General features: G+C 59.8%; 20 protein-coding genes. 12 read left to right on the top strand and 8 right to left on the bottom strand.

Features of this window, described 5'->3' with window-relative positions; translation table 11 throughout:
- Positions 1-122 precede the first annotated feature (122 nt).
- Together CLV85_RS08395 and dnaE are read left to right on the top strand one after the other, a co-directional pair.
- Positions 123-1,043: an RluA family pseudouridine synthase gene (locus CLV85_RS08395; RefSeq protein ID WP_100389078.1), complete on the top strand. Its 921-nt coding sequence runs from the start codon at positions 123-125 to the stop codon at positions 1,041-1,043.
- A 67-nt stretch (positions 1,044-1,110) separates the two neighbouring features.
- Complete coding sequence (gene dnaE / locus CLV85_RS08390; RefSeq protein ID WP_205030344.1) at positions 1,111-4,629, top strand: DNA polymerase III subunit alpha; 3,519 nt, start codon at positions 1,111-1,113, stop codon at positions 4,627-4,629.
- 62 nt (positions 4,630-4,691) lie between these two features.
- Here dnaE and CLV85_RS08385 read toward each other — a convergent pair whose 3' ends face one another.
- Positions 4,692-5,210, bottom strand: a complete 519-nt coding sequence (locus tag CLV85_RS08385) for a flavin reductase family protein (protein WP_100389076.1) — start codon at positions 5,208-5,210, stop codon at positions 4,692-4,694.
- Positions 5,211-5,277: 67 nt separating this feature from the next.
- Here CLV85_RS08385 and hisD point away from each other — a divergent pair, with 67 nt between their 5' ends.
- Genes hisD through CLV85_RS08370 form a run of 3 tightly spaced genes read left to right on the top strand, consistent with a single transcriptional unit; the run spans position 5,278 to position 8,159 of the window.
- A complete protein-coding gene (gene hisD, locus CLV85_RS08380) occupies positions 5,278-6,591 on the top strand; it encodes a histidinol dehydrogenase (protein ID WP_100389075.1) in 1,314 nt (437 codons plus the stop codon).
- 20 nt (positions 6,592-6,611) lie between these two features.
- Positions 6,612-7,070 carry a transcriptional regulator NrdR gene (gene nrdR, locus CLV85_RS08375; protein ID WP_100389074.1) on the top strand — a complete coding sequence of 153 codons (459 nt, stop codon included), beginning with the start codon at positions 6,612-6,614 and terminating at the stop codon, positions 7,068-7,070.
- Positions 7,071-7,127: 57 nt separating this feature from the next.
- Entirely contained in the window at positions 7,128-8,159 is a 1,032-nt protein-coding gene (locus tag CLV85_RS08370; RefSeq protein ID WP_100389073.1) for a quinone-dependent dihydroorotate dehydrogenase, read from the top strand.
- Between the two features lie 108 nt (positions 8,160-8,267).
- On the opposite strand, the gene CLV85_RS08365 is transcribed toward CLV85_RS08370, so the two are convergent.
- The gene (locus tag CLV85_RS08365; protein WP_100389072.1) at positions 8,268-8,849 is read right to left on the bottom strand and encodes a DUF3043 domain-containing protein; all 582 of its coding nucleotides are present in this window, start codon (positions 8,847-8,849) and stop codon (positions 8,268-8,270) included.
- A 38-nt stretch (positions 8,850-8,887) separates the two neighbouring features.
- Here CLV85_RS08365 and CLV85_RS08360 point away from each other — a divergent pair, with 38 nt between their 5' ends.
- From CLV85_RS08360 to CLV85_RS08335, 6 genes are all read left to right on the top strand, one after another.
- Positions 8,888-10,306 carry a dipeptidase gene (locus CLV85_RS08360; RefSeq protein ID WP_100389071.1) on the top strand — a complete coding sequence of 473 codons (1,419 nt, stop codon included), beginning with the start codon at positions 8,888-8,890 and terminating at the stop codon, positions 10,304-10,306.
- Positions 10,307-10,315: 9 nt separating this feature from the next.
- Positions 10,316-10,672 carry a HesB/IscA family protein gene (locus CLV85_RS08355; protein ID WP_100389070.1) on the top strand — a complete coding sequence of 119 codons (357 nt, stop codon included), beginning with the start codon at positions 10,316-10,318 and terminating at the stop codon, positions 10,670-10,672.
- Between the two features lie 137 nt (positions 10,673-10,809).
- The gene (gene ctaC / locus CLV85_RS08350) at positions 10,810-11,667 is read left to right on the top strand and encodes an aa3-type cytochrome oxidase subunit II (RefSeq protein ID WP_189621811.1); all 858 of its coding nucleotides are present in this window, start codon (positions 10,810-10,812) and stop codon (positions 11,665-11,667) included.
- Positions 11,668-11,672: 5 nt separating this feature from the next.
- Entirely contained in the window at positions 11,673-13,352 is a 1,680-nt protein-coding gene (ctaD, locus tag CLV85_RS08345) for an aa3-type cytochrome oxidase subunit I (protein ID WP_100389068.1), read from the top strand.
- 3 nt (positions 13,353-13,355) lie between these two features.
- On the top strand, positions 13,356-13,778 hold the full coding sequence (locus tag CLV85_RS08340) for a cytochrome c oxidase subunit 4 (RefSeq protein WP_100389067.1): 423 nt from the start codon (positions 13,356-13,358) through the stop codon (positions 13,776-13,778).
- Positions 13,747-14,208 (top strand): GNAT family N-acetyltransferase, encoded by a 462-nt coding sequence (locus tag CLV85_RS08335; RefSeq protein ID WP_100389066.1) that lies wholly within the window; start codon positions 13,747-13,749, stop codon positions 14,206-14,208. The genes CLV85_RS08340 and CLV85_RS08335 overlap by 32 nt, the downstream gene beginning before the upstream one ends.
- Before the next feature lie 961 nt (positions 14,209-15,169).
- On the opposite strand, the gene qcrB is transcribed toward CLV85_RS08335, so the two are convergent.
- Genes qcrB through ctaE form a run of 4 tightly spaced genes read right to left on the bottom strand, consistent with a single transcriptional unit; the run spans position 15,170 to position 19,361 of the window.
- Entirely contained in the window at positions 15,170-16,786 is a 1,617-nt protein-coding gene (qcrB, locus tag CLV85_RS08330) for a cytochrome bc1 complex cytochrome b subunit (protein ID WP_100389065.1), read from the bottom strand.
- Positions 16,783-17,859: a cytochrome bc1 complex Rieske iron-sulfur subunit gene (qcrA, locus tag CLV85_RS08325; RefSeq protein WP_100389064.1), complete on the bottom strand. Its 1,077-nt coding sequence runs from the start codon at positions 17,857-17,859 to the stop codon at positions 16,783-16,785. Before qcrA ends, qcrB begins: the two co-directional genes overlap by 4 nt.
- 39 nt (positions 17,860-17,898) lie before the next feature.
- Positions 17,899-18,708 carry a cytochrome bc1 complex diheme cytochrome c subunit gene (gene qcrC / locus CLV85_RS08320; RefSeq protein ID WP_100389063.1) on the bottom strand — a complete coding sequence of 270 codons (810 nt, stop codon included), beginning with the start codon at positions 18,706-18,708 and terminating at the stop codon, positions 17,899-17,901.
- A 17-nt stretch (positions 18,709-18,725) separates the two neighbouring features.
- Positions 18,726-19,361: an aa3-type cytochrome oxidase subunit III gene (ctaE, locus tag CLV85_RS08315; protein ID WP_100389062.1), complete on the bottom strand. Its 636-nt coding sequence runs from the start codon at positions 19,359-19,361 to the stop codon at positions 18,726-18,728.
- A gap of 78 nt (positions 19,362-19,439) precedes the next feature.
- Between ctaE and trpD the strand changes: the two genes are divergently transcribed.
- Positions 19,440-20,495, top strand: coding sequence for an anthranilate phosphoribosyltransferase (trpD, locus tag CLV85_RS08310; protein ID WP_100389061.1), 1,056 nt, complete (start codon positions 19,440-19,442; stop codon positions 20,493-20,495).
- Positions 20,496-20,510: 15 nt separating this feature from the next.
- Here trpD and glpK read toward each other — a convergent pair whose 3' ends face one another.
- Both glpK and CLV85_RS08300 read right to left on the bottom strand, forming a co-directional pair.
- Entirely contained in the window at positions 20,511-22,043 is a 1,533-nt protein-coding gene (gene glpK / locus CLV85_RS08305; RefSeq protein ID WP_420852720.1) for a glycerol kinase GlpK, read from the bottom strand.
- Positions 22,043-22,414 carry a YchJ family protein gene (locus CLV85_RS08300; RefSeq protein WP_100389059.1) on the bottom strand — a complete coding sequence of 124 codons (372 nt, stop codon included), beginning with the start codon at positions 22,412-22,414 and terminating at the stop codon, positions 22,043-22,045. Before CLV85_RS08300 ends, glpK begins: the two co-directional genes overlap by 1 nt.
- Positions 22,415-22,421: the final 7 nt, after the last annotated feature.

Below are 22,421 nucleotides of genomic sequence, written 5' to 3'. Positions count from 1 at the left end.
AGTCGGTCGGTGCGAGCTTAGGCTCCACCGCCGCTGGCGGCTTTTGCTGTGTTCGCACCCCATTCGGCGAAGCCGGGGGAGTGTGGCGTCACACCGTTCGTCATAACTATCAAGGAGCATCAGTGGAAACTCGAAGCTTGCCGGTTCCCGAGGGCCTCGCGGGGCAACGAGTTGATGCCGCTCTCGCCAAGTTGTTGGGTTTCTCCCGTACCTTCGCCGCTGAGGTAGCTGCCGGTGGTGGCGTCACCATGGACGGTTCCACGGTGGGCAAGTCCGATCGGCTCGCTGCCGGTGCGTGGCTCGAAGTGTCGTGGGTATCAAAGACCGAGCCGCAGATCGTGCCAGTGGTGCTCGACACTCTGGGCATCATCTACGACGATGAGCACATTGTCGTGATCGACAAGCCTGCGGGTGTTGCCGCGCATCCTTCCATCGGTTGGGACGGCGTCACTGTTCTCGGTGCTCTTGCGGGCGCCGGCTACCGGATCTCCACCTCGGGTGCGGCTGAACGCGCCGGAATCGTTCACCGCCTCGACGCGGGCACGAGTGGACTTATGGTCGTTGCGAAGTCTGAAATCGCCTACACGGCGCTCAAGCGTGCGTTCCACGACCGCGAGGTCAGCAAGATTTACCACTCCATCGTGCAGGGACACCCCGATCCACTCGCCGGAACTATCGACGCACCGATCGGTCGTCATCCGGGGTCGAGTTGGAAGTTCGCAGTCGTTGCCGGCGGCAAAGACTCGATCACTCACTACGAGACACTCGAGGCATTTCCCTCGGCGGCGCTTGTTGAGGTGCACCTCGAAACCGGGCGAACGCACCAAATTCGGGTTCACATGGCCGCACAACGGCATCCGTGCGTCGGAGACACCATGTACGGCGCCGATCCCACTATCTCGTCTCGACTGGGGCTCACACGCCAGTGGTTGCACGCTCACAAGCTGGGATTTGCCCATCCTGCCACGGGCGAACAGGTCACGTTCGAGTCGCCGTATCCGGCCGACCTTCAGGCAGCACTTGAGGTGCTTCGGGCCGACTAGGGCGCGTCAGTTAGAGTCCGTCTGGGGTGCTGGCTTAGGCTAGATTTCGAAAGAATTCGGAGTGTCTGTGGCTGCTAATAACGACTCGTTTGTGCATTTGCACGTTCACAGTGAGTACTCGATGCTCGACGGCGCTGCCCGCGTCGGACCGCTGTTGGATGCCGCTGTCGAGCAGGGAATGCCTGCAATTGCGATTACCGACCATGGCAACATGTTCGGTGCCTACGACTTCTGGAAACAGGCAACGGCCAAAGGCATCAAGCCGATTATCGGTACGGAAGCCTACGTAACACCGGGTACGGCACGCGGCGATAAGACCCGAGTTCGTTGGGGTCGTAGCGACCAAGCTCGCGACGATGTCGGTGGTAGCGGTGCCTACACCCACATGACGTTGCTTTCTCAAAACAACGAGGGAATGCATAACCTCTTCCGTCTCTCGTCGCGCGCCTCCATCGAGGGTTTCTATTTCAAGCCCCGTATGGACCGCGAGCTGCTGAGTCAGTACTCCAAGGGCATCATCGCCACCACGGGTTGCGTCGGTGGCGAGGTGCAAACCAAACTCCGCTTGGGGCTCTACGACGAGGCGCGTCAAGCGGCCGCTGAGTTCCAAGATATCTTCGGCAAAGAGAACTTCTTTGCCGAAGTCATGGATCACGGCATCGACATTGAGCGACGCACGATGCTCGATCTCATCAAGCTCGCTAAAGAGCTCGATATGCCGTTGCTGGCCACCAACGACCTGCACTACACGCATGCTCACGATGCCACCGCCCACGCAGCGCTGCTGTGTGTACAGTCGGCCTCAACGCTTGACGACCCCAACCGTTTCAAGTTCGACTCCAACGAGTTCTACCTCAAGTCGGCAGCGGAAATGCGATCGTTGTTCCGCGAGCATCCCGAGGCGTGCAACAACACTCTGTTGATCGCCGAGCGCAGCGAGATCAACTTTGAAGGCCGTGACTTGATGCCGCGCTTCCCGGTCCCCGAAGGGGAGACCGAAGCGACCTGGTTTGAAAAAGAAGTCGCGCGGGGCATGAACAAGCGCTTCAATAACGCGCCATCCGAGGCCCATTTGGCGCAAGCCAAGTATGAAGTTGATGTTATTCAGCAGATGGGCTTCCCCGGCTACTTCCTCGTGGTCGCTGACTTCATCCAGTGGGCCAAGTCCCAGGGCATCCGTGTGGGGCCCGGTCGTGGTTCCGCTGCCGGTTCCATGGCCTCGTATGCGGTCGGAATCACCGAACTTGACCCGCTCGCGCACGGTTTGATCTTCGAGCGCTTCCTCAACCCTGAACGTGTCTCGATGCCCGACGTCGACGTCGACTTCGACGATCGTCGACGCGGCGAAGTCATTCGCTACGTCACCGATAAATACGGCGACGACCGAGTAGCTCAAATCGTCACGTACGGAACGATCAAGGCCAAGCAAGCGCTGAAAGATTCGGCGAGAGTGCTGGGCATGCCGTATTCGGTGGGCGAGAAGCTCACCAAGGCGATGCCTCCGGCCATCATGGGTAAAGATATTTCGCTCGGTGATGTGCGCAACAAGGACGCGGCGCGGTACAAAGAGGCCGCCGACATCCGGGGCATCGTCGATACTGATCACGAAGCCGCGAAAGTATTCGAAACCGCTGTTGGCCTTGAGGGGCTGAAACGCCAATGGGGAGTTCACGCCGCCGGGGTTGTCCTTTCGGCTGAGCCGCTGCTCGATGTGTTGCCGATCATGCGCCGAGAAGATGATGGCGCGATTATCACTCAGTTCGACCAGCCGCCGCTGGAGAGCCTTGGCTTGATCAAGATGGACTTCTTGGGTCTTCGAAACCTCACAGTTATCGAAGATGCGCTCAAGATGATCGAGGCCAATACCGGGTCCCCTCTCATCATCGAAGATCTCGATCTGGATGCGGATCAAAAGACCTACGACTTGCTTGCGCGAGGAGACACCCTCGGTGTATTCCAGCTCGATGGTGGGCCAATGCGTGCCCTGCTCAAGCAGCTGAAACCCACCAACTTCGAAGATATTTCTGCGGTAATCGCCCTGTACCGTCCGGGCCCCATGGGAATGAACTCGCACACGAAGTACGCGCTTCGTAAGAACGGTCTTGAAGGCATCGATGCTATTCATTCCGAGCTTGAAGAGCCCCTGCGCGAAATTCTTGGTACAACGTTCGGCCTGATCGTGTACCAAGAGCAAGTGATGTCGGTTGCCCAGAAGGTTGCTGGCTTCAGCCTCGGTCAAGCCGACGTTCTTCGCCGCGCCATGGGTAAGAAGAAGAAGGAAGAGCTCGACAAGCAATTCCTCGGCTTCGAAGCCGGCATGCAAAACAACGGCTACAGCAAAGAAGCTGTCAAGGTGTTGTGGGAAACGCTCATGCCGTTCGCCGACTACGCCTTCAACAAGGCGCACAGTGCGGGCTACGGCGTTCTCAGCTATTGGACTGCCTATCTCAAGGCCAACTACCCGGCCGAATATATGGCGGCGCTTCTCACCAGCGTCGGCGACTCCAAAGACAAACTCGGGATGTACTTGAGCGAGTGTCGGCGCATGGGCATCAAGGTGCTGGCGCCAGACGTCAATGAGTCGACCGTCAACTTCACTGCCGTCGCCGGCGACATCCGCTTCGGCCTCGGTGCAGTGCGTAACGTCGGTGCCGCCGTCGTGGAGCAGATCGTGCGCGCGCGCACCGAAAAGGGTCGTTTCGAGTCGTTCCATGATTTCTTGCGCAAGGTATCGATTCAGGTCGCCAACAAGCGAACCGTGGAGTCGTTGATTAAGTCGGGAGCGTTCGACTCCTTGGGCGCAACGCGCCGCGGATTGCTCGAAATTCACGAGGGTGCTTGCGACTCCGCGGTGAGCCTTAAGCGCAATGAGGCGAACGGTCAAGTTGATCTCTTCGGGGGAATCTTCGATTTCGACGAGGATGACGACGGTGTTCCTGACCGCCCAGAATGGTCGAAACGCGACAAGCTGGCCTTCGAGCGCGAGATGCTCGGGCTCTATGTCTCCGATCATCCGCTGTCCGGCCTCGAGCTTCAGCTTGCCAAGCATCAGGACTTTACGATCACCGAGGTGTTGTCGGGGGACGCGGTCGCCGATGGCGAGCACGTTTCCATCGCGGGTCTCGTGACGAGCGTGCAACATCGAGTTGCCCGCAACAGCGGAAATCAGTACGGCATCGTCACAGTAGAAGACTTTGCGGGCGAGATCGACGTTATGTTCTTGGGCAAGACGTATCAAGAATTTGCACCTGGGCTAGTCAATGACTCCATCGTCGTGGTGCGCGGTCGAGCTAGCGCACGTGACGACGGTATGAACCTTCACGCCGTGAGTATGTTCTCGCCTGATCTAGGGCCTAGCTTGGGCTCGGGGCCGATCGTGCTCACGGTGAAAGAACAACGGGCAACGACGGATGTTGTGTCGGGCCTAGGCGAGGTTCTCATCCGGCACGCTGGTGATGTCGAAGTGCGCTTGCGCCTCGTTCGCGGCGATGTCGCGCGAGTGTTCGAACTCCCATACCGAGTAAAGGTCTCCGCTGATCTTTATGGCGAAGTGAAGTCTCTGCTGGGGCCGGGTTCGCTCGGCTGATTGCGGAGTACTTCGGTAGTCCGCTCAATCGTGGCCACCGGGGGTGCGACTGCGCGCGGTAGCTAGACGCTAGGCGATTCGTGCTCCAGCTCTATTGGCCGCATATAGGTGCGCTCGTGGTAGAGCAGTGCTTCGTCTTCGTCGCCGAGGATGCCATGCTCGATCTCGACTACGACAACGGCGTTGTTGTGCACTGGATGCACGTCAACGATGCGCCCGATCATGACTGCGGTCGCGCCTTCTAGCAGGGGGAGCCCGCTCTCGGTGGGCTTCCAGTGGTCTCCCACGAATCGCAGGTCGTGGTCGGCGGCCATAGTTTCGGCAAGGTGGCGGCTGTGGGGGCCCAGCATGTGGATCGCGATCTGGTTCCCGACAGTGATTGCGGGCCACGAGCTCGACACTTGCGCCATGTTGAAGGTCGCCATGGGTGGCACGGCTGCGAGCGACGCAAGAGAGGTCGCAGTGAACCCCACAGGGCGACCGTCCGGGGCGACTGATGTGATGGCGGCAACACCCGCGGCATGGCGCCTGAAGGCAGCCTTGAAGGCGTCGATTCCGTTTGCTACGTCTGAATTATCCATATGCTCACCTCAACCCTAATTGCCCAAGGCGAATTCCAAGCAGAGAAAGAACTAGCATGGTCAAGCCATGTCGCTGAATACAATTGATCTCCGGTCCGCCGCTCTGAGCCGTGCGGAACTCTCTCGTGTCATCCCGCGTGCCCAAATGGACGTGTCGGTGGCCTCCGCCGCCGCGATCCAGCTCATCAACGATGTGAGGGAGCACGGCGAGCAAGCTCTTCTTGACCAGGCCGAGCGCCTTGACGGCGTTCTTCCTGCGCGTGTACGAATTCACGCCGATGAGATCACTCGAGCAACTCGTGCCCTTGAGCCATCCGTTCGTGAGGCCCTTGAACTGGCGATTGACCGTGTGCGCACGGCGAGCAAGGCCCAAGTGCCGCCGCCCATGATGACGCAGCTGGGTGACGGGGCAGAGATTGTTCAGCGCTGGCAGCCGGTCAACCGTGTGGGTCTTTATGTTCCTGGCGGTAAGGCTGTTTATCCCTCGAGCGTGATCATGAATGTCGTTCCTGCCCAGATCGCGGGCGTTTCGTCGGTCGCCTTAGCCTCCCCGCCGCAGCGTAGTTTCGGGGGAGCAGTGCACCCCACGATTTTGGGTGCGGCCGGTCTGCTCGGCGTGGACGAGGTTTATGCCATGGGTGGCGCGGGTGCTATCGGTGCCTTCGCCTATGGCGTTCAGGAACTTGGACTCGACCCCGTTGACATCATTACGGGCCCGGGCAACGTTTATGTTGCCGCAGCCAAGCGTGCTGTGCGTGGTGTAGTCGGCATCGACTCCGAAGCTGGTCCCACCGAGATCTTGATCATCGCGGACGGCTCGGCCGATCCCCGCCTCGTCGCTGCAGACTTACTGAGCCAAGCAGAGCACGATGAGCTTGCCGCTGCCGTTCTTGTCACCGATTCCGAAGAACTAGCGGATGCCGTGCGAACGCACCTTGCTGAACAACTGGCAGCAACGCCGCACTCTCAGCGCGCCTCCGTGGCTCTCGACGGGCAGCAGTCGGCGATCGTTTTGGTTAGCGACATGGCTGCCGCTGCTGCGCTCAGTAACGCTTACGGTCCCGAGCACCTTGAAATCCAGACGGAAGAATCGGGGGCGGTACTCGACATGATCGATAACGCCGGAGCAATCTTCCTCGGTGACCAGTCACCCGTCAGTTTGGGCGATTACCTCGCCGGCTCGAATCACGTACTCCCTACCGGCGGCCAGTCGCGCTTCTCATCCGGCCTCGGCGCGTACACGTTCCTGCGTCCGCAGCAGGTTATTCGCTACAGCCACGACGCTTTGCGTGCGCTTGAGCCCCACATCGTGGCGCTCAGTACCGCTGAGGATCTCCCGGCTCACGGCTCGGCTGTGAGTAAGCGATTCACCGATCGCTAACCGGGTACTCTTGAGGAACTATGTATTGCCCTTTTTGCAGGCATCCTGACAGCAGGGTTGTCGACTCACGAACCAGTGACGACGGCCTTTCGATTCGTCGCCGTCGCCAGTGCCCCGAGTGTGGCCGCCGTTTCTCCACCACCGAGACCGCATCGTTGAACGTGATCAAGCGCAACGGCGTCGTGGAATCGTTTAGTCGCGAGAAGATCGTCAGTGGTGTACGTAAAGCGTGCCAGGGGCGCCCCGTCACCGATACCGATTTGGCGGTGCTCGCCCAGAAGGTCGAAGAAGCGATTCGCGCAACGGGTGCGGCTCAGATCGACGCCAATGAGATTGGTCTTGCGATTCTTTCGCCGTTGCGTGATCTCGATGAGGTCGCGTACCTCCGTTTCGCTAGCGTCTATCAAGCGTTTGACTCGCTCGACGACTTTGACGCCGCGATCAACCAACTTCGTCTCGACCACGGCACCGCTTCGTAGTCGCCGCGGTGACTTGTTGATTCTCCCCACCTCCTACCGCTGAGAGCACCGTTAGCCATGTACGACATTTTCTTCCGCACTGTTCTCAAGCGACTCGATCCAGAGTTCGCGCACTCGTTGGCGTTCTCAGTGATTCGTGCGCTGCCCGTAGTTGGCGTGGGAAAGCTGTTGCAGCGTCCGGTTGATCCCTCATTGCGCGTAGAGACTCTGGGGCTTACCTTCGACTCGCCTTTTGGTGTCGCTGCCGGGTTCGACAAATCTGGTGTGGGTATTCAGGGCCTGGGTCAGCTGGGCTTCAGCCACGTGGAGGTCGGCACGATCACGGCGTTGCCGCAGCCTGGTAACCCGAAGCCTCGCCTGTTCCGTCTCGTGGCAGATCGTGGCGTCATCAACCGCATGGGCTTCAATAACGCGGGAGCGATTCGAGCCGCCCACGTGATCGAGCGTGCTCGTCGCCGAGCAGGTCGACCAATCATTGGTGTCAACATCGGCAAGTCGCGAGTGGTCGCGGTCGACGATGCGGTGGCGGATTACCTTACGAGCGCTCGGGCATTGGCGCCGCTTGCTGACTATCTCGTCGTCAACGTCAGCTCACCCAACACGCCCGGTCTCCGAGGGCTCCAAGAGATCGACAAGCTCAAGCCTTTGCTCACCGCAGTTAAGTCGGCTGCGGGCCAGACGCCGGTTCTCGTGAAGATCGCTCCCGACGTGACGGACGACGAAGCTCGCGCCATCGCGCGTCTCGCTGTCGACGAACTCGATGGCATCATCGCGACGAACACGACGCTCTCCCGTGAAGGTCTTTCAACGCCCGCCGAGACGGTCGCAGCCGCCGGGGCCGGGGGAGTATCGGGCAAGCCGGTCGCGGCGCGTTCTCTCGAACTGCTTCGCATCATCCGGGCGGTCGTGCCCTCAGAGTTCTGTGTAATCTCCGTCGGCGGAGTCGAGACCGCCGAAGACGTTGCCGAGCGGCTTCGTGAAGGAGCCACGCTCGTGCAGGGTTACACCGGGTTCATCTACCGCGGCCCGTTCTGGGCGCGGTCGATCAACTCGAAGCTCGCGAAACTGACGCGTTCAGAGGGCGCCTAGCAGCGCAGCGCTGAGGTCGCCCCGCTACGACGACGCCCGCTACGGCGACGTCATTGAACGGCCCCACGCGAGTGTTCTCACGCGCGGCGCCGTTCGGACGAAAGAACCTTAGGCCGGGAACTCGCCGCGCTTAACCTGCGGCTTGGGAAGACGCATGATGCGCAGCTGGAGTGAGCGCATTGCGGCGTACCAGCGGACGCGTTCGGCGCGAGACTCGCCAAACTTCTCGTTGATCTTCTTACGCAGTCGAAGTCCGAGCAGTACGGCGTCGAGAGTGGCGACAAGGAAAAAGCCCCACAGCGCCATGAGGCCGATGACCTGCACCTCGGGCTGCGGGAAGAAGGTCATGATGATCACAGCGAACATCATCGGCACCAGCAGTTCGCCTACGTTGAAGCGCGCATCCACGTAATCACGGACGAAACGCTTCTGCGGTCCGCGGTCACGAATCGGAAGGTACTTTTCTTCGCCGTTCGCCATGCCAATGCGGGCTCGTTCGCGCTCTGCCTGCATTTGAGTGCGAGCTGTGCGACGCGCTTCTTTGCGGTCATTGGAGACGAGAGGGCGCAAGTTTGCGGCTTCGCGCTCCTTGCGAGTGGGGGTAGGGCGCCCCTTGCCCGAGGTGACGCTGTCGTGCTCGTCGGAGTTCTCGGGAGTAGGGGTGTTATCGGTCGAAGATGTTTTTGCCACGGGGTTCCTTGCGTTGGTGTCGATCTAAGATTACTCGTATGACTCACACGCCGCAGCCGACGTCAGCGTCGACGACTCCCGATCCTCTGCTCGTTCCCCTTACCGAGGCCGTGGAAGCGGCTCTGCCGGCCACCGTTGCCGAGCTCGGGGCTCTTGTTCGCATTCCCTCAGTATCGTGGGATGGCTTCGACGCAGACCAAGTCAAGCGCAGCGCAGAAGCGGCCAAAGCGCTGATCGAGGGCATCGGTATTTTCGAGACCGTCGAGCTTGCGCGAGCGCCGATCGAGGGTGACAAGCTGGGGCATCCCGCGGTTTTGGCAACGCGGAAGGCCAAGAACGGTAAGCCCACGATCTTGCTCTACGCCCACCACGACGTTCAGCCTCCTGGCCACGATGAAGACTGGGATTCGCCTCCCTTCGAGCCCACAGTGCGCGGCGACCGCCTGTACGGCCGTGGTGCGGCTGACGATAAGGCCGGAATCATGGCGCACGTCGCCGCGATTCGCGCTTTTGTGGAGACGGTCGGAACCGACTTTGATCTCGGTCTCGTAGCGTTCTTCGAGGGCGAAGAAGAGTTTGGTTCTCGCTCGTTCGCGAACTTCATTACGGAGAACCGCGAGAAGCTTGCGGCCGACGTTATCGTGGTTGCCGACTCTGACAACTGGGATATCAATACCCCGTCGCTGACAGTTGGACTGCGCGGTAACGTGACGTTCAAGCTCAAGGTATCCACTCTGGCGCACGCCTCGCACTCTGGCATGTTCGGGGGAGCGGTTCCGGATGCGATGCTCGCGGCGATCAAGCTGCTTGCGACGCTTCATGGCGAAGACGGCGCGGTCGCGGTGGAGGGACTCACTAGTCGCGAATCGCAGACCCCCGAGTACAGCGAAGAGAAGCTGCGCCACGAAGCGGGACTTCTCGATGGCGTTTCGTCGATTGGTGATGGAACCGTGTTGAGCAGGCTGTGGGACAAGCCCTCGGTGACGGTGACAGGCATCGACGCGCCCACCGTGATGAACGCATCCAACACTCTTACGCCGAGCGTGACGGTCAAGGTGAGCGCCCGAATCGCACCCGGTCAAGATCCCGAGGAGGCATTCGTAGCGCTTCGCGACCATCTCGAAGCAAACGCACCCTTTGGCGCCCACCTCGAGATCTCCGATGTCGACAAGGGCAGCCCGTTCTTGGTTGACACGAGTGGATGGGCCGTTGAAGTCGTCAAGTCGGCAATGCACGAGGCCTGGGGCAACGAACCTCTCGAGACGGGGATCGGCGGGTCAATCCCGTTCATTTCGGACCTCGTCGAAGTTTTTCCTGAGGCGCAAATTCTCGTCACCGGGGTTGAAGACCCAGAGTCGCGTGCTCACAGCCCGAACGAGTCGCTCCACCTCGGGGTTTTCAAGCGCGCCATCCTCACGGAGGCGTTGCTGCTCGCAAAGTTGGAACGGCGGGCGTAGAATTACGTCATGACTGATTCCGCTGTTGAAACTGACACCCACGGTGTTGCGCTGACCGAGGCTGCCTCGAACAAGGTGCGTAGCCTCATGTCGCAAGAGGGCCGCGATGACTTGCGTCTTCGTTTGGCCGTTCAGCCGGGCGGATGCTCAGGGCTCATCTATCAGCTCTACTTCGACGAGCGCTTCCTCGACGGAGACGTCAGCCGAGACTTCGGCGACGGTGTCGAGGTTGTCGTCGACAAAATGAGCGTTCCGTACCTCGACGGTGCCAGCATCGATTTCGAAGACACGATTGAGAAGCAGGGGTTCACTATCGACAACCCCAATGCCGAAGGCAGCTGCGCCTGCGGCGACAGTTTTCACTAATTTCATAGCAATTTTGCGAGAAGGTGCGCCGATTTGGTGCACCTTTTCGCTTGTGCGGGGCGAGGCGGTAATCATTACCCCCTCTCGCTGCATATACACTGGAAAGGTATTAGTCCGTGTTCTTCGAGAGGTCACAGGTGCGCTCTAACCGCCGAATTCGATGGGCAGCGATCCCACTCGCTCTGGTTACGATGCTGGTGCTGACCGGCTGTACTCAAGAGCAGTTGCAGGGCTGGCTCCCGGGAGATCCCGAAACCACTAACCACACAAGCCGCATCATCGGGCTGTGGGTAACATCGTGGATCGTTTTGCTTGTGGTGGGTGTCATCACGTGGGGCCTCATTATCTGGGCCGCGGTTGTTTACCGCCGTCGCCGTGGACAGACCGGGCTACCCGTTCAGCTCCGCTACAACATGCCGATCGAAGTGTTCTACACGATCGTGCCTCTGATCCTTGTCATCGGTTTCTTCGCGTTCACCGCGCGTGACCAGGCTGCCATCGAGCAGGTCGAGGTCAACCCCGACGTGACTATCGAGGTCATCGGCAAGCGTTGGGCTTGGGACTTCAACTACGTTGACGACAACGTCTACAGCGCGGGTGTTCAGGCAGACTTCAACCCCGACGGCACTGTCGACGTCGACAACCTTCCTCAGCTGGTGCTTCCCGTTGACAAGAAGGTCGAGATCAAGATTGAGTCTCGCGACGTTATTCACTCCTTCTGGGTGGTGGACTTCCTTTACAAGAAGGACATGATCCCCGGCAAGAGCAACTACATGTACTTCATCCCCACTAAGGAAGGCACGTACCAGGGCAAGTGCGCGGAGCTGTGCGGTGAGTACCACTCGCTCATGCTCTTCACCGTCAAGGTTGTGTCTCAGGCTGAGTACGACGACTACATCGAGGGCCAGCGCGACGCAGGCTTCGAGGGTCAAATCGGACTCGAATACAACGTCAACCAGAACTTGCCCGGCAACGGCAGCAGCGACGAGGAATAGGGCTCATGAGCGTCGAACGTAAGGGCAACGTCATGGTGAACTGGATCACCTCGACGGACCACAAAACTATTGGGTACATGTACCTGATCACGTCATTCTTCTACTTCCTTCTCGGCGGTGTAATGGCGCTGGTCATCCGTGCTCAGCTCTTTGAGCCGGGTCTCTCGATCGTGGCAACTGGTGAGCAGTACAACCAGTTGTTCACGATGCACGGCACGATCATGCTGTTGATGTTCGCTACGCCACTGTTTGCCGGCTTCGCGAACGTGCTGATGCCGCTTCAGATCGGTGCTCCCGATGTCGCCTTCCCGCGTCTTAATGCTTTCGCCTACTGGCTATACAGCTTCGGTTCGCTGATCGCCGTCGCTGGATTCCTTACCCCTCAGGGTGCGGCATCCTTCGGTTGGTTCGCGTACGCACCGCTGTCGAGCACCACGTTCTCGCCTGGAATCGGTGGAAACCTCTGGGTCTTCGGCCTCGCGATGAGTGGTTTCGGAACCATTCTTGGTGGAGTCAACTTCATTACCACGATCATTACGATGCGTGCTCCGGGTATGACCATGTTCCGCATGCCGATCTTCACGTGGAACACCCTCGTGACGTCGCTGCTGATCCTCATGGCGTTCCCCGTTCTGGCCGCAGCGATGTTTGGCCTCGGCATGGATCGCGTATTCGACGGTCATATCTATGACCCGGCAAATGGTGGGGTTCTGCTCTGGCAGCATCTCTTCTGGTTCTTCGGGCACCCCGAGGTGTACATCATCGCGCTTCCGTTCTTCGGAATCGTCTCTGAAGTATTCCCGGTCTTCAGTCGCAAGCCGATCTTCGGTTACAGCACCCTCATCTACGCGACAATCTCGATTGCTGCGCTGTCGGTCACGGTGTGGGCTCACCACATGTACGTCACCGGTTCTGTTCTTCTCCCGTTCTTCTCGCTCATGACAATGCTCATCGCGGTGCCAACGGGTGTGAAGATCTTCAACTGGATCGGCACAATGTGGCGCGGTTCGATCACCTTCGAAACTCCCATGTTGTGGGCTATCGGATTCCTCGTGACCTTCACCTTCGGTGGACTCACGGGTGTCATCCTGGCTAGCCCGCCGCTCGACTTCCACGTGTCTGACACGTACTTCGTCGTAGCTCACTTCCACTACGTAGTCTTCGGAACCGTTGTATTCGCAATGTTCAGCGGGTTCTACTTCTGGTGGCCCAAGTGGACCGGCAAGATGCTCAACGAGAGCTTGGGAAAGATCCACTTCTGGTTGCTGTTCATCGGCTTCCACATGACGTTCCTCATCCAGCACTGGGCTGGCGTCGTCGCGCTGCCGCGTCGTTACCGCACCTATCTTGAAGAAGATGGCGTGACGTGGATGAACCAGGTCTCGACGATCGGTGCATTTGTTCTCGCGATCTCGATGATCCCGTTCCTCTACAACGTCTACGTGACGGCCCGCAAGGCGCCCAAGGTCACGGTCAATGACCCGTGGGGCTACGGACGTTCACTCGAGTGGGCAACGAGCTGCCCTCCGCCTCGTCACAACTTCACGTCTATCCCTCGGATCCGTTCAGAGTCCCCAGCATTCGACTTGAACCACCCCGAAGCGGGAATCCCGGTTGGTATTGGTCCAGGCAAGGATGCTCCTGAAGCTCCCGTCTACGACCTCGCAGATGAGAAGGTGAAGTAACCGATGAATGCAAACGTCAAGCTCTATTGGATTCTCACGGTCTTCTTCTTCATCTTGGCCGGCCTGTACACCGCATGGTCGCTCCTCGATGCTGCTCATCAGCAGGTCGAGTGGGTCGGTACCGTCACGCTTCTCCTGAGCGGAATGCTCTGGGCTCTGATTGCCTTCTACCTCGACAAGGTTCACAAGGCACAGGGCGCTGAGCTGGCGGAAGACCGCCTGGATGCCGACATTGAAGACGGCGACGCCGAGCAGGGGCACTTCAGCCCCTGGAGCTGGTGGCCCATCGTTCTCGCTGGTGCTGCTTCGCTCGTATTCTTGGGCGTAGCGATCGGACCATGGATTGCATTCATCGGCGGAGGAATTCTCGTCGTTAGCCTCGTAGGGTGGACGTATGAGTACTACCGCGGATACTTCGCTCACTAACGCGACGCAGATTCGCCCCGCGACTGTTCAGGACGCGTCCTCGGTATTCGAGCTGCTCAAGCAGCTGGGTACCGAGTACGCTCCGGATCGCGCAGCGTTCGATTCTGCTTTCGCTCATGCGGTCGACGATCGGGCGACCACCCTCATGCTCGTTGCAGCGCAGCCGGCTGGCGCGGTTGTCGGCTACGCCTTTGCGACAATCGCACACTTGCTCCACACCAACGGCAGCTCAGCTCAACTTCAAGAGCTGGTAGTGGATAGCAGTGTCCAAAGCACCGGTATCGGCACTCGGCTCGTTGAAGCGGTGGAGGCCGTCTGCCTCGAGCGGGGAGTGCGTCAGCTCACCGTTCCCAGCCGTGGTTCTGCAGACTTCTTTGAGCGCATCGGCTACATGTCGACCGCCGACTTCTTGAAGCGCGTCTTCGACTAACCACTCTAATTTTCGCGGTTCGCGTTGCGTGCTTCGCGACTGAGGACAGTCTCTGGGCCGTGTGCGACGGGATTCTCCGTTTGCGCCTCTGCTATCGCCCCGGGAGATCTGCACGCCATAAGGCCGCGGGTTAACCCGTGACGTGACCGTCCCGACGCGGGACCAACTCGGGTTGCTGAGCGACGTCAGCAGTCGTTGTGAACCTCCACGAGGTTCTCTGTGCTCGCCGCCTGAGCGAGACTGTTCATGCGCTCCCACAGGAGTCGCGGGGTTCTTAGTGCGTTACGCTCGCGCCCGTTCTCAGTGAGAACGCGAACTCGGCGTGAGAGTCGGCCCCGTTTGGCGCTCTAGCGGCTGCAGGAGAGATCGGCTCAGGTCTGGGCAGCTCGGGCGGCCTGCGCTGCTCTGGAAGTCTAGGAAGCCTGCGTTATCCAGCGAAGCTTCGGAAGCACGGGACTGCCGGAAGTCTGGTGTAGCCGGGAGCTTGGGATAGCCGGGCAGTCCGGGATAGTCGGGCAGTCCGGGATAGTCGGGCAGCCGGGACCACCCGGAACCAGCGGGGTAGACCAGTCGACGCCCTGGGGTGCGCGAAGGTGGTTGAGCCGGGGGTTCTTCGTTCCGCAGCGCTTGTTCTCGCGCAGCCGACAAACGTGCGCGTCGTGCAGATGAGGCTCCACGGGGACTCTTGCTGGAGTATTGAGGTGAGAGGGTAGTCGGCGAAAGCGGCCGTCCGGGGCCGCGTGGTCTTCGTGTTCGCAATATGAACTGCGGTGTGGGGTTCGCAGGACCGCTGGTTCCGTTTGAGAGGCGCCCCACGGTGCTGTGATCGCAGGTTCCGCATAGGGCCACCTTAAGTTTGCCGCGGCCGCTAGATTCGCCGTCGATCATCCCGTTAACGCCGTGTGGGCCTCACCGAAAGAAATTCGGTGAGGCCCACACGGGTTAGAACGGGGGAGCAGCCTTAGTGGTGCTCGTCCTTGGACTGCTCGATCTCCTGTTGCGAAACGGGAGCGATGCGGTCTTCGAAGAACCAACGCGAAGCCGAAGCACGCAGACGCTGTCCGAAGGTGATACGACCCTGATCGTTGGGGCGAATCATCAGCGGCTTGTAGTCCGTGTAGCTGACGAGCTTCCAGCGCTCGTACTCGGAGAGCTGCTCGTGAACTTCGATGTACTCACCGTGTGGCAGGCGAACGATGCGTCCTGACTCGTAGCCGTGGAGAGCAATCTCGCGGTCCTTCTTCTGCAGGCCGAGGCAGACGCGCTTCGTGATGAAGTACGCGATGATCGGTCCGAAGATGAGCAGAGCCTGGCAAGAGTGAATAACGCCCTCGATCGATAGCTTGAAGTGCGTCGCTATCAAGTCCGAGCTTGCGGCGGCCCACAGAACTGCGTAGAACGTGACGCCAGCTGCACCGATAGCGGTACGGGTCGGAGCGTTACGGGGGCGGTCAGCAATGTGGTGTTCACGCTTGTCGCCGGTGATCCACGCCTCAATGAAGGGGTAGAAGGCGACGATCGCGATGAAGAGACCCAAGATCACCAGTGGAGCGATGATGTTGAATGACCACGTGAAGCCGAACCACTCGGTTTCCCACCCTGGCGGCACGAGTCGGAGGGCGCCGTCGGCGAACCCGATGTACCAGTCAGGCTGAGTACCTGCAGAAACAGGCGAGGGGTCGTACGGTCCGTAGACCCAGACAGGGTTGATCGAGAACGTCGACGCAATCAGCGTGATCACACCGAAGACGATGAAGAAGAATCCACCGGCCTTGGCTGCGAAGCCAGGCATGACGGGGGAGCCTACGACGTTGTCGTTGGTGCGACCGGGGCCAGCGAACTGCGTGTGCTTGTTGATCACGAGCAGCAGCATATGAATACCGATTGCAGCGATGATGATCGCCGGCAGCAACATGATGTGCAGGATGTACAGACGGCTCACGATGTCGATTCCGGGGAACTCGCCACCGAACAGGAGGTAGGAGATCCACGTTCCGATGACGGGGATTCCCTTGACCATTCCGTCGATGATGCGCAGACCGTTACCGGAAAGCAGGTCATCGGGAAGCGAGTAGCCGGTGAAGCCCTCAGCCATTGCGAGAACGAAGAGAACGAAACCGATGAACCAGTTGATCTCACGCGGCTTGCGGAATGCTCCCGTGAAGTACACGCGGAGCATGTGCAACCCGATGGAAGCCACGAACAGCAGTGCTGCCCAGTGGTGAACCTGGCGCATCAAGAGGCCACCGCGGATGTCGAAGGAAATATCGAGCGTGGAAGCCATAGCCGCCGACATCTCGATTCCCTTGAGCGGTGCGTAGGAACCCTCGTAGTGAACTTCAACCATCGACGCCTCGAAGAAGAACGTCAAGAACGTTCCCGAGAGCAGGATGACGATGAAGCTATAGAGAGCTACTTCACCGAGCATGAAGGACCAGTGGTCGGGGAAGATCTTGCGACCTACCTCTTTGACGAGGCCAGAAATGCTGGTGCGCTCGTCAATGTAGTTCGCTGCAGCTCCCGTGAAACGCTGTCCGCGCGTCTTGGGCTGTGCGTCCTGGGTGGGGGTGGTTGTCATAGCTGGCGCTCCCAGAAGCTTGGACCGACGGGCTCTTCAAAGTCGCTCTTAGCGATGAGGTAGCCCTCTGAGTCGACCGTGATCGGCAGTTGCGGAAGTGGACGCTTTGCTGGGCCGAAGATTACGGCTGCTTCGCGCTTGATGTCGAACTGTGATTGGTGGCACGGGCACAGCAAGTGGTGCGTCTGCTGTTCGTACAGTGCAACGGGGCATCCGACGTGGGTGCAAATCTTGGAGTAAGCGACGATTCCGTCGTAGTTCCAATCTTCGCGTCCCTCGGAAACCTGCAGGTCTTCTGGCTTCAAGCGAACGAGGAGAACAGCAGCTTTAGCTTTCTCTTCGATTCGGTGCTCGGAGTCGTTGAGTCCTTCGGGAATGACCTGGAAAGCAGAACCGATCGTGAGATCAGATGCCTTGATGGGGGTTCCGCTGGGGTCGCGCGTCAAGCGCATGCCCTTTTCCCAGTAGGTGTGCTTGAGCAGCCCTACGGGGTCCTCAGCGGGTGCCAAGTCGCGGAAAAGAACGATGGCGGGAAGAGGCGTTACTACGAGAGCACCGATGAGGGTGTTGCGCAAGAGCGTACGACGACCGAAGCCGGAGTCCTTGTTGCCCAGCGTGAACACTTCGATCGCCTTAGCGCGAGTTTCTTCGCTGCCTCGTGTTCCGTGGCGCTGCTCGACGAGGTCGTGACCCTGCATGAGCGCCTTGGACCAGTGAACGGCGCCAACACCGATTCCTAGAAGGCCCAGGGTGATTCCCAAGCCGAGGAAGAGAGTGTTGTTGCGAACCGACTGCATGTTGCCGGGCTCGATCGGGAACGCAAAGTAGGCGACTACTGCGAGCACGCTGCCCACGATCGACAGCACGAACAGCATCGATACTCGACGCTCTTGCTGCTTGTCGACCTTGGGGTCGAGGTCCGTTACGCGGGGGCGATGCGGGAGGAACCCGGGGTTGGGCACCTCATCAGTTGCGACGACGGCGGTGCCTGCACTGTGTGCAGGAGCGCCGTGCTTCTCGACGTCCTTACCCGCAGCCGTGCTGCCGGCGGTGTCGCCGTGGTCGTCTGCCATTCTTATCCCTTCAACCGTCCGCTGTGAAGCGGTCGCTAACTAGTTTGACTTAGCCGTGAGCCAGACCGTGATTGCCACGATCGCGCCAAGGCCGAAGATCCAGATGAACAGACCCTCAGAAACGGGGCCGAGTGATCCAAGCGTGAATCCACCAACAGAAGGAGTCTCATCGAGGTACTTGAGGTACGTGATGACGTCAGCCTTCTCTTCAGGGGTGAGGTTGGTGTCGTTGAATACGGGCATGTTCTGCGGGCCGGTAAGCATGGCTTCGTAGACGTGCTTTGAGGTGACGCCGGAGAGTGCCGGGGCGTACTTGCCCTCGGTCAGTGCTCCACCAGCACCAGCAACGTTGTGGCACATTGCGCAGTTGATGCGGAAGAGCTCAGCACCGTTGGAAACGTCGCCCTTGCCGGTGAGGTACATGTCGGCGGGGATTGCGGGGCCGGGGCCCTGCGCTGCGACGAAGACAGAAAGAGCTTGAATCTGCTCTTCGGTGAACTGCACCGGCTTAACTTCAGCCTGCGGGCCGGTAATTGCCATGGGCATACGACCGGTTCCGACCTGGAAGTCGGTTGCTGCCGCACCGACGCCGATAAGCGTGGGGCCCTGAGTCGTTCCCTGAAGGTCGAGACCGTGGCACGTTGCACAGTTTGCGGCGAAGAGCTTTCCGCCTTCTTCTACGAGAGCTTCAGCGGATGCGCTGGTCTCTGCCGTTGCACTGGAAGTGAACAGCGCATATGCACCGCCCGTTCCCAGGAGGCCGACGAGCAGAAGGGCTACAGTCGCAAGGGGATGGCGTCGCCCAGCGGATCGAGATCCGCCTGACGCGCGAGCTGCCTTTGAGGCCATTACGTCTATTCCGTTTCTTATTTGAGCACGTAGATGATGAGGAAGAGGCCGATCCACACTACGTCGACAAAGTGCCAGTAGTAGGAAACAACGATTGCGGTCGTTGCCTCTTTGTGTCCGAACTTCTTGACGGCAAAGCCGCGACCGAGCACGAGCAGGAAGGCGATGAGGCCACCAGCTACGTGGAGTCCGTGGAACCCGGTAGTGATGTAGAAGGCCGAGCCGTAAGAGTCGCTCGACAGGCTGACGTGCTCGGAAACGAGCGTTGCGTACTCCCAGACCTGGCCGGTGACGAAGACAGCTCCCATGGCATAAGTCATGAAGAACCACTCGGTCATGCCCCACTTGCGCATGTCGAACAGCGAACCTGTGCGGCTCACTTGCATACGCTCGGCGGCAAAGACACCGAACTGGCAGGTCACGGACGAGAGCACGAGGATGATCGTGATGGTCGTCGCGAATGGCACGTTGAGCTTTTCGGTCTGTTCCGCCCACAATCCGGGGGACGTCGACTTCAACGTGAAGTAAATAGCGAAGAGGCCGGCGAAGAACATCACCTCGCTACCAAGCCAAACGATGGTACCGACCGCAACAGTGTTCGGTCGCTGGACAGACTGGGCTCCAAGAGAGCGGTTGAGGGCAGCTGTGGTCACGTATCTATTATGGCTGATAACTCGGCGTAAGTTTTTCAATCCCCGGCCTGTCGGCTCAGGATCGGTAGGATTTCATTCATGTCTGCATCCCCAACTTGGCCAGAAATCCTTTCAACGCTTGTGTCCGGCAAGGATTTGTCGATCAGCCAAGCCTCCTGGGCGATGAATTCTGTGATGGTCGGTGAAGCGACATCCGCTCAGTTGGCCGCCATGTTGATCGCGCTTCGCATCAAGGGCGAAACAGTCGACGAGGTCGTCGGATTCCGCGATGCTGCGCTGGCTAGTGCCCTGCCTCTGCCCGTAGATCCGATGGCATTGGACATAGTAGGCACCGGCGGAGACCCCTACGGCGCTGTGTTGAACATCTCCTCCGTCGCGTCGGTGATCGCTGCAGCGGGGGACGTGCCCGTTATTAAGCACGGCAATCGTGGCGCGAGTAGCAAGAGTGGAGCATCCGATGTTCTGAGTGCTTTGGGGCTCAAGCTCGATCTCACCCCGGAACGCGTCGCTGAAGTGCTGGATGAAGTGGGCATCACTTTCGTCTACGCCGCTCTTTTCCACCCCGGCTTTGCCCACGCTGGGCCGACCCGACGTGAGATGGGCATTCCCACCCTGTTCAACATTCTTGGTCCGCTCTGCAATCCCGCTCGTCCGCAGGCCTCGGCCGTGGGAGTTGGTAGCCGTGAGCGAGTGAGCCTGCTCGTGGGTGTGTTCCAAACGCGCGGAGCAACGGCGCTCGTTTACCGAGGCGACGATGGAATCGACAAGTTGACGACGACTGGTCACAGCCACGTGTGGGAAGTATCGCGCGGCTTCGTGACCGAGCACGATCTCGACCCGCTTGAGCTCGGCATCCCGCGCGCGCCGATCGAAGCACTCTTGGGCAAGGACCCGGAGTACAACGCTCAGGTGATTCGCTCGATTCTGGCGGGGGAGAAGTCTCCGGCGCGCGATGTTGTCTTGCTCAACGCAGCCGCTGGACTGGCCTCATTCGAACTCGCGAAGGATGCCGATCAAAGCCGGCGACCTCTCGTGCAGCGACTGCGCGAACAGCTTGAGCGCGCCGAAGACATCGTTGACTCCGGCCGCGCAAGCGCCAAGCTCGACGAATGGGTCGCCGCGACTAATCGCTAGGCGAGCGAGAGCCGCCTAGTCGGTGTCTTCGTTGACCCAGTCGAGCGTCTTGGTGATGGCCTTTTTCCAGTTGCGGATGAGGCGCTCACGCTCAGCAGCATCCATCTGAGGCTCCCAGCGTTCGCCTTCGTTCCAGCGATCGCGCAACTCATCGAGCCCGCTCCAGTAGTCAACGGCGAGGCCGGCAGCGTATGCGGCACCGAGTGCCGTGGTCTCGGCGACTTCGGGGCGAACGACGGACATGTTGAGGATGTCCGCTTGAAATTGCATGAGCGCGGAGTTAGCGACCATGCCGCCATCCACTCGCAGTTCCGTCATCGCGACGTCGGCATCCGCATTGGCCGCTTCGATCACGTCGCTGGTTTGGAACGCGGTGGCTTCGAGTGCGGCGCGAGCAATGTGACCCTTGTTCGCAAAACGGGTGAGGCCGAGAATCGCTCCCCGGGCATCCGGACGCCAGTGAGGCGCAAAGAGACCAGAGAACGCCGGCACGAAGTAAACGCCGCCATTGTCGTCGACTGACGCGGCAAGAGTTTCGACCTCTTCGGAACGAGAGATGATGCCGAGGTTGTCACGCAGCCACTGGATGAGCGAGCCAGTTACAGCAATCGAGCCTTCGATCGCGTAACGGGGTGCGTCGTCACCGAGTTGGTAGGCGAGCGTCGTGATGAGTCCGTTGTCGGAGTGCACGATGTCGGTGCCGGTGTTCGTGATGAGGAAGTTTCCGGTGCCATAGGTATTCTTCGATTCGCCGGCTTCGAAGGCAGCCTGCCCAAAAGTTGCTGCCTGCTGGTCGCCCAAAATGCCTGCGACGGGAACTTCGCGCAGCAGACTCGAGGTCGAAACGGTGCCGTACACCTCAGATGAGCTGCGGATGTCGGGCATCAGCGAAGCCGGAATGCCCAGTTCGGCGAGAATATCTTCGCTCCACGTGCGCGACTCGAGGTCCATCAGCAGCGTGCGACTCGCGTTGGTGACGTCGGTGGCGTGTACTCCGCCGTCGGGGCCACCAGTGAGGTTCCATAGCACCCACGTGTCGGGGGTTCCGAAGGCGAGCTCGCCCGCCTCGGCACGCTCGCGAACTCCGTCGACGTTGTCGAGCATCCACACAATCTTGGACGCCGAGAAATACGTCGCCAGGGGCAGTCCGGTGATCTTCTTGAACTTGTCGGTGTCGCCATCCGCAATGCGGTCGATGATCGCCTGGGTGCGAGTGTCTTGCCAGACGATGGCGTTGTAGACGGGCTTGCCGGTGGCGCGATCCCAAATGATGGCCGTTTCGCGCTGGTTGGTGATGCCGACCGCGGCGATGCTGTGGCGGGTGATGTTGGCCTTGGAGAGCGCTTGACCGATGACCTCGCGCGTGTTGTTCCAAATTTGGGTGGCGTCGTGTTCGACCCAGCCCGCCTTGGGGAAGATTTGATCGTGCTCCAGCTGGCCCGAAGTGACCGGTTTGCCGTCGTGATCAAAAATGATCGCGCGCGTGCTGGTGGTGCCCTGATCGATCGAGAGTATGTAGTTCACCGGTTCTCCTTGGTTCTCACTCATTAGATAGCGTCAACGTAAAGCCAGGCGCCATTTTCGCGCACAAAGTTGCTGTTCTCGTGCTGCTGGTCGGCTCCGCCATCGTGCCGATAGTGCGCGCGAAACTCGACGGTGCCGGTGGTATCGAACATGCTGCCACCGGTGCGCGAGACAATGTCGAGTCGAAACCAGCGCACATCCGCATCAAGTTCGAGCGCTGCGGGACGGGTAGACGGATGCCACGTCTTCAGCAGATAGGCGGTGTCGCCGACAGAGTAGGCGCTGTACCGCGAGCGCATGAGGCGTTCAGCCGTGGGAGCGAGTGCCTCACCGCGATGGAAGCGGCCGCAACACTCGTCGTAGGTCTCGGACGATTGGCACGGGCACGCGTTCATCTACCCA

It is taken from the genome of Salinibacterium amurskyense (genome assembly GCF_002797685.1).
Classification (GTDB): Bacteria; Actinomycetota; Actinomycetes; order Actinomycetales; family Microbacteriaceae; genus Rhodoglobus; species Rhodoglobus amurskyensis.
Note: the sequence above shows the minus strand (reverse complement) of the source record. Positions and strands in the feature narration are given on the sequence as shown.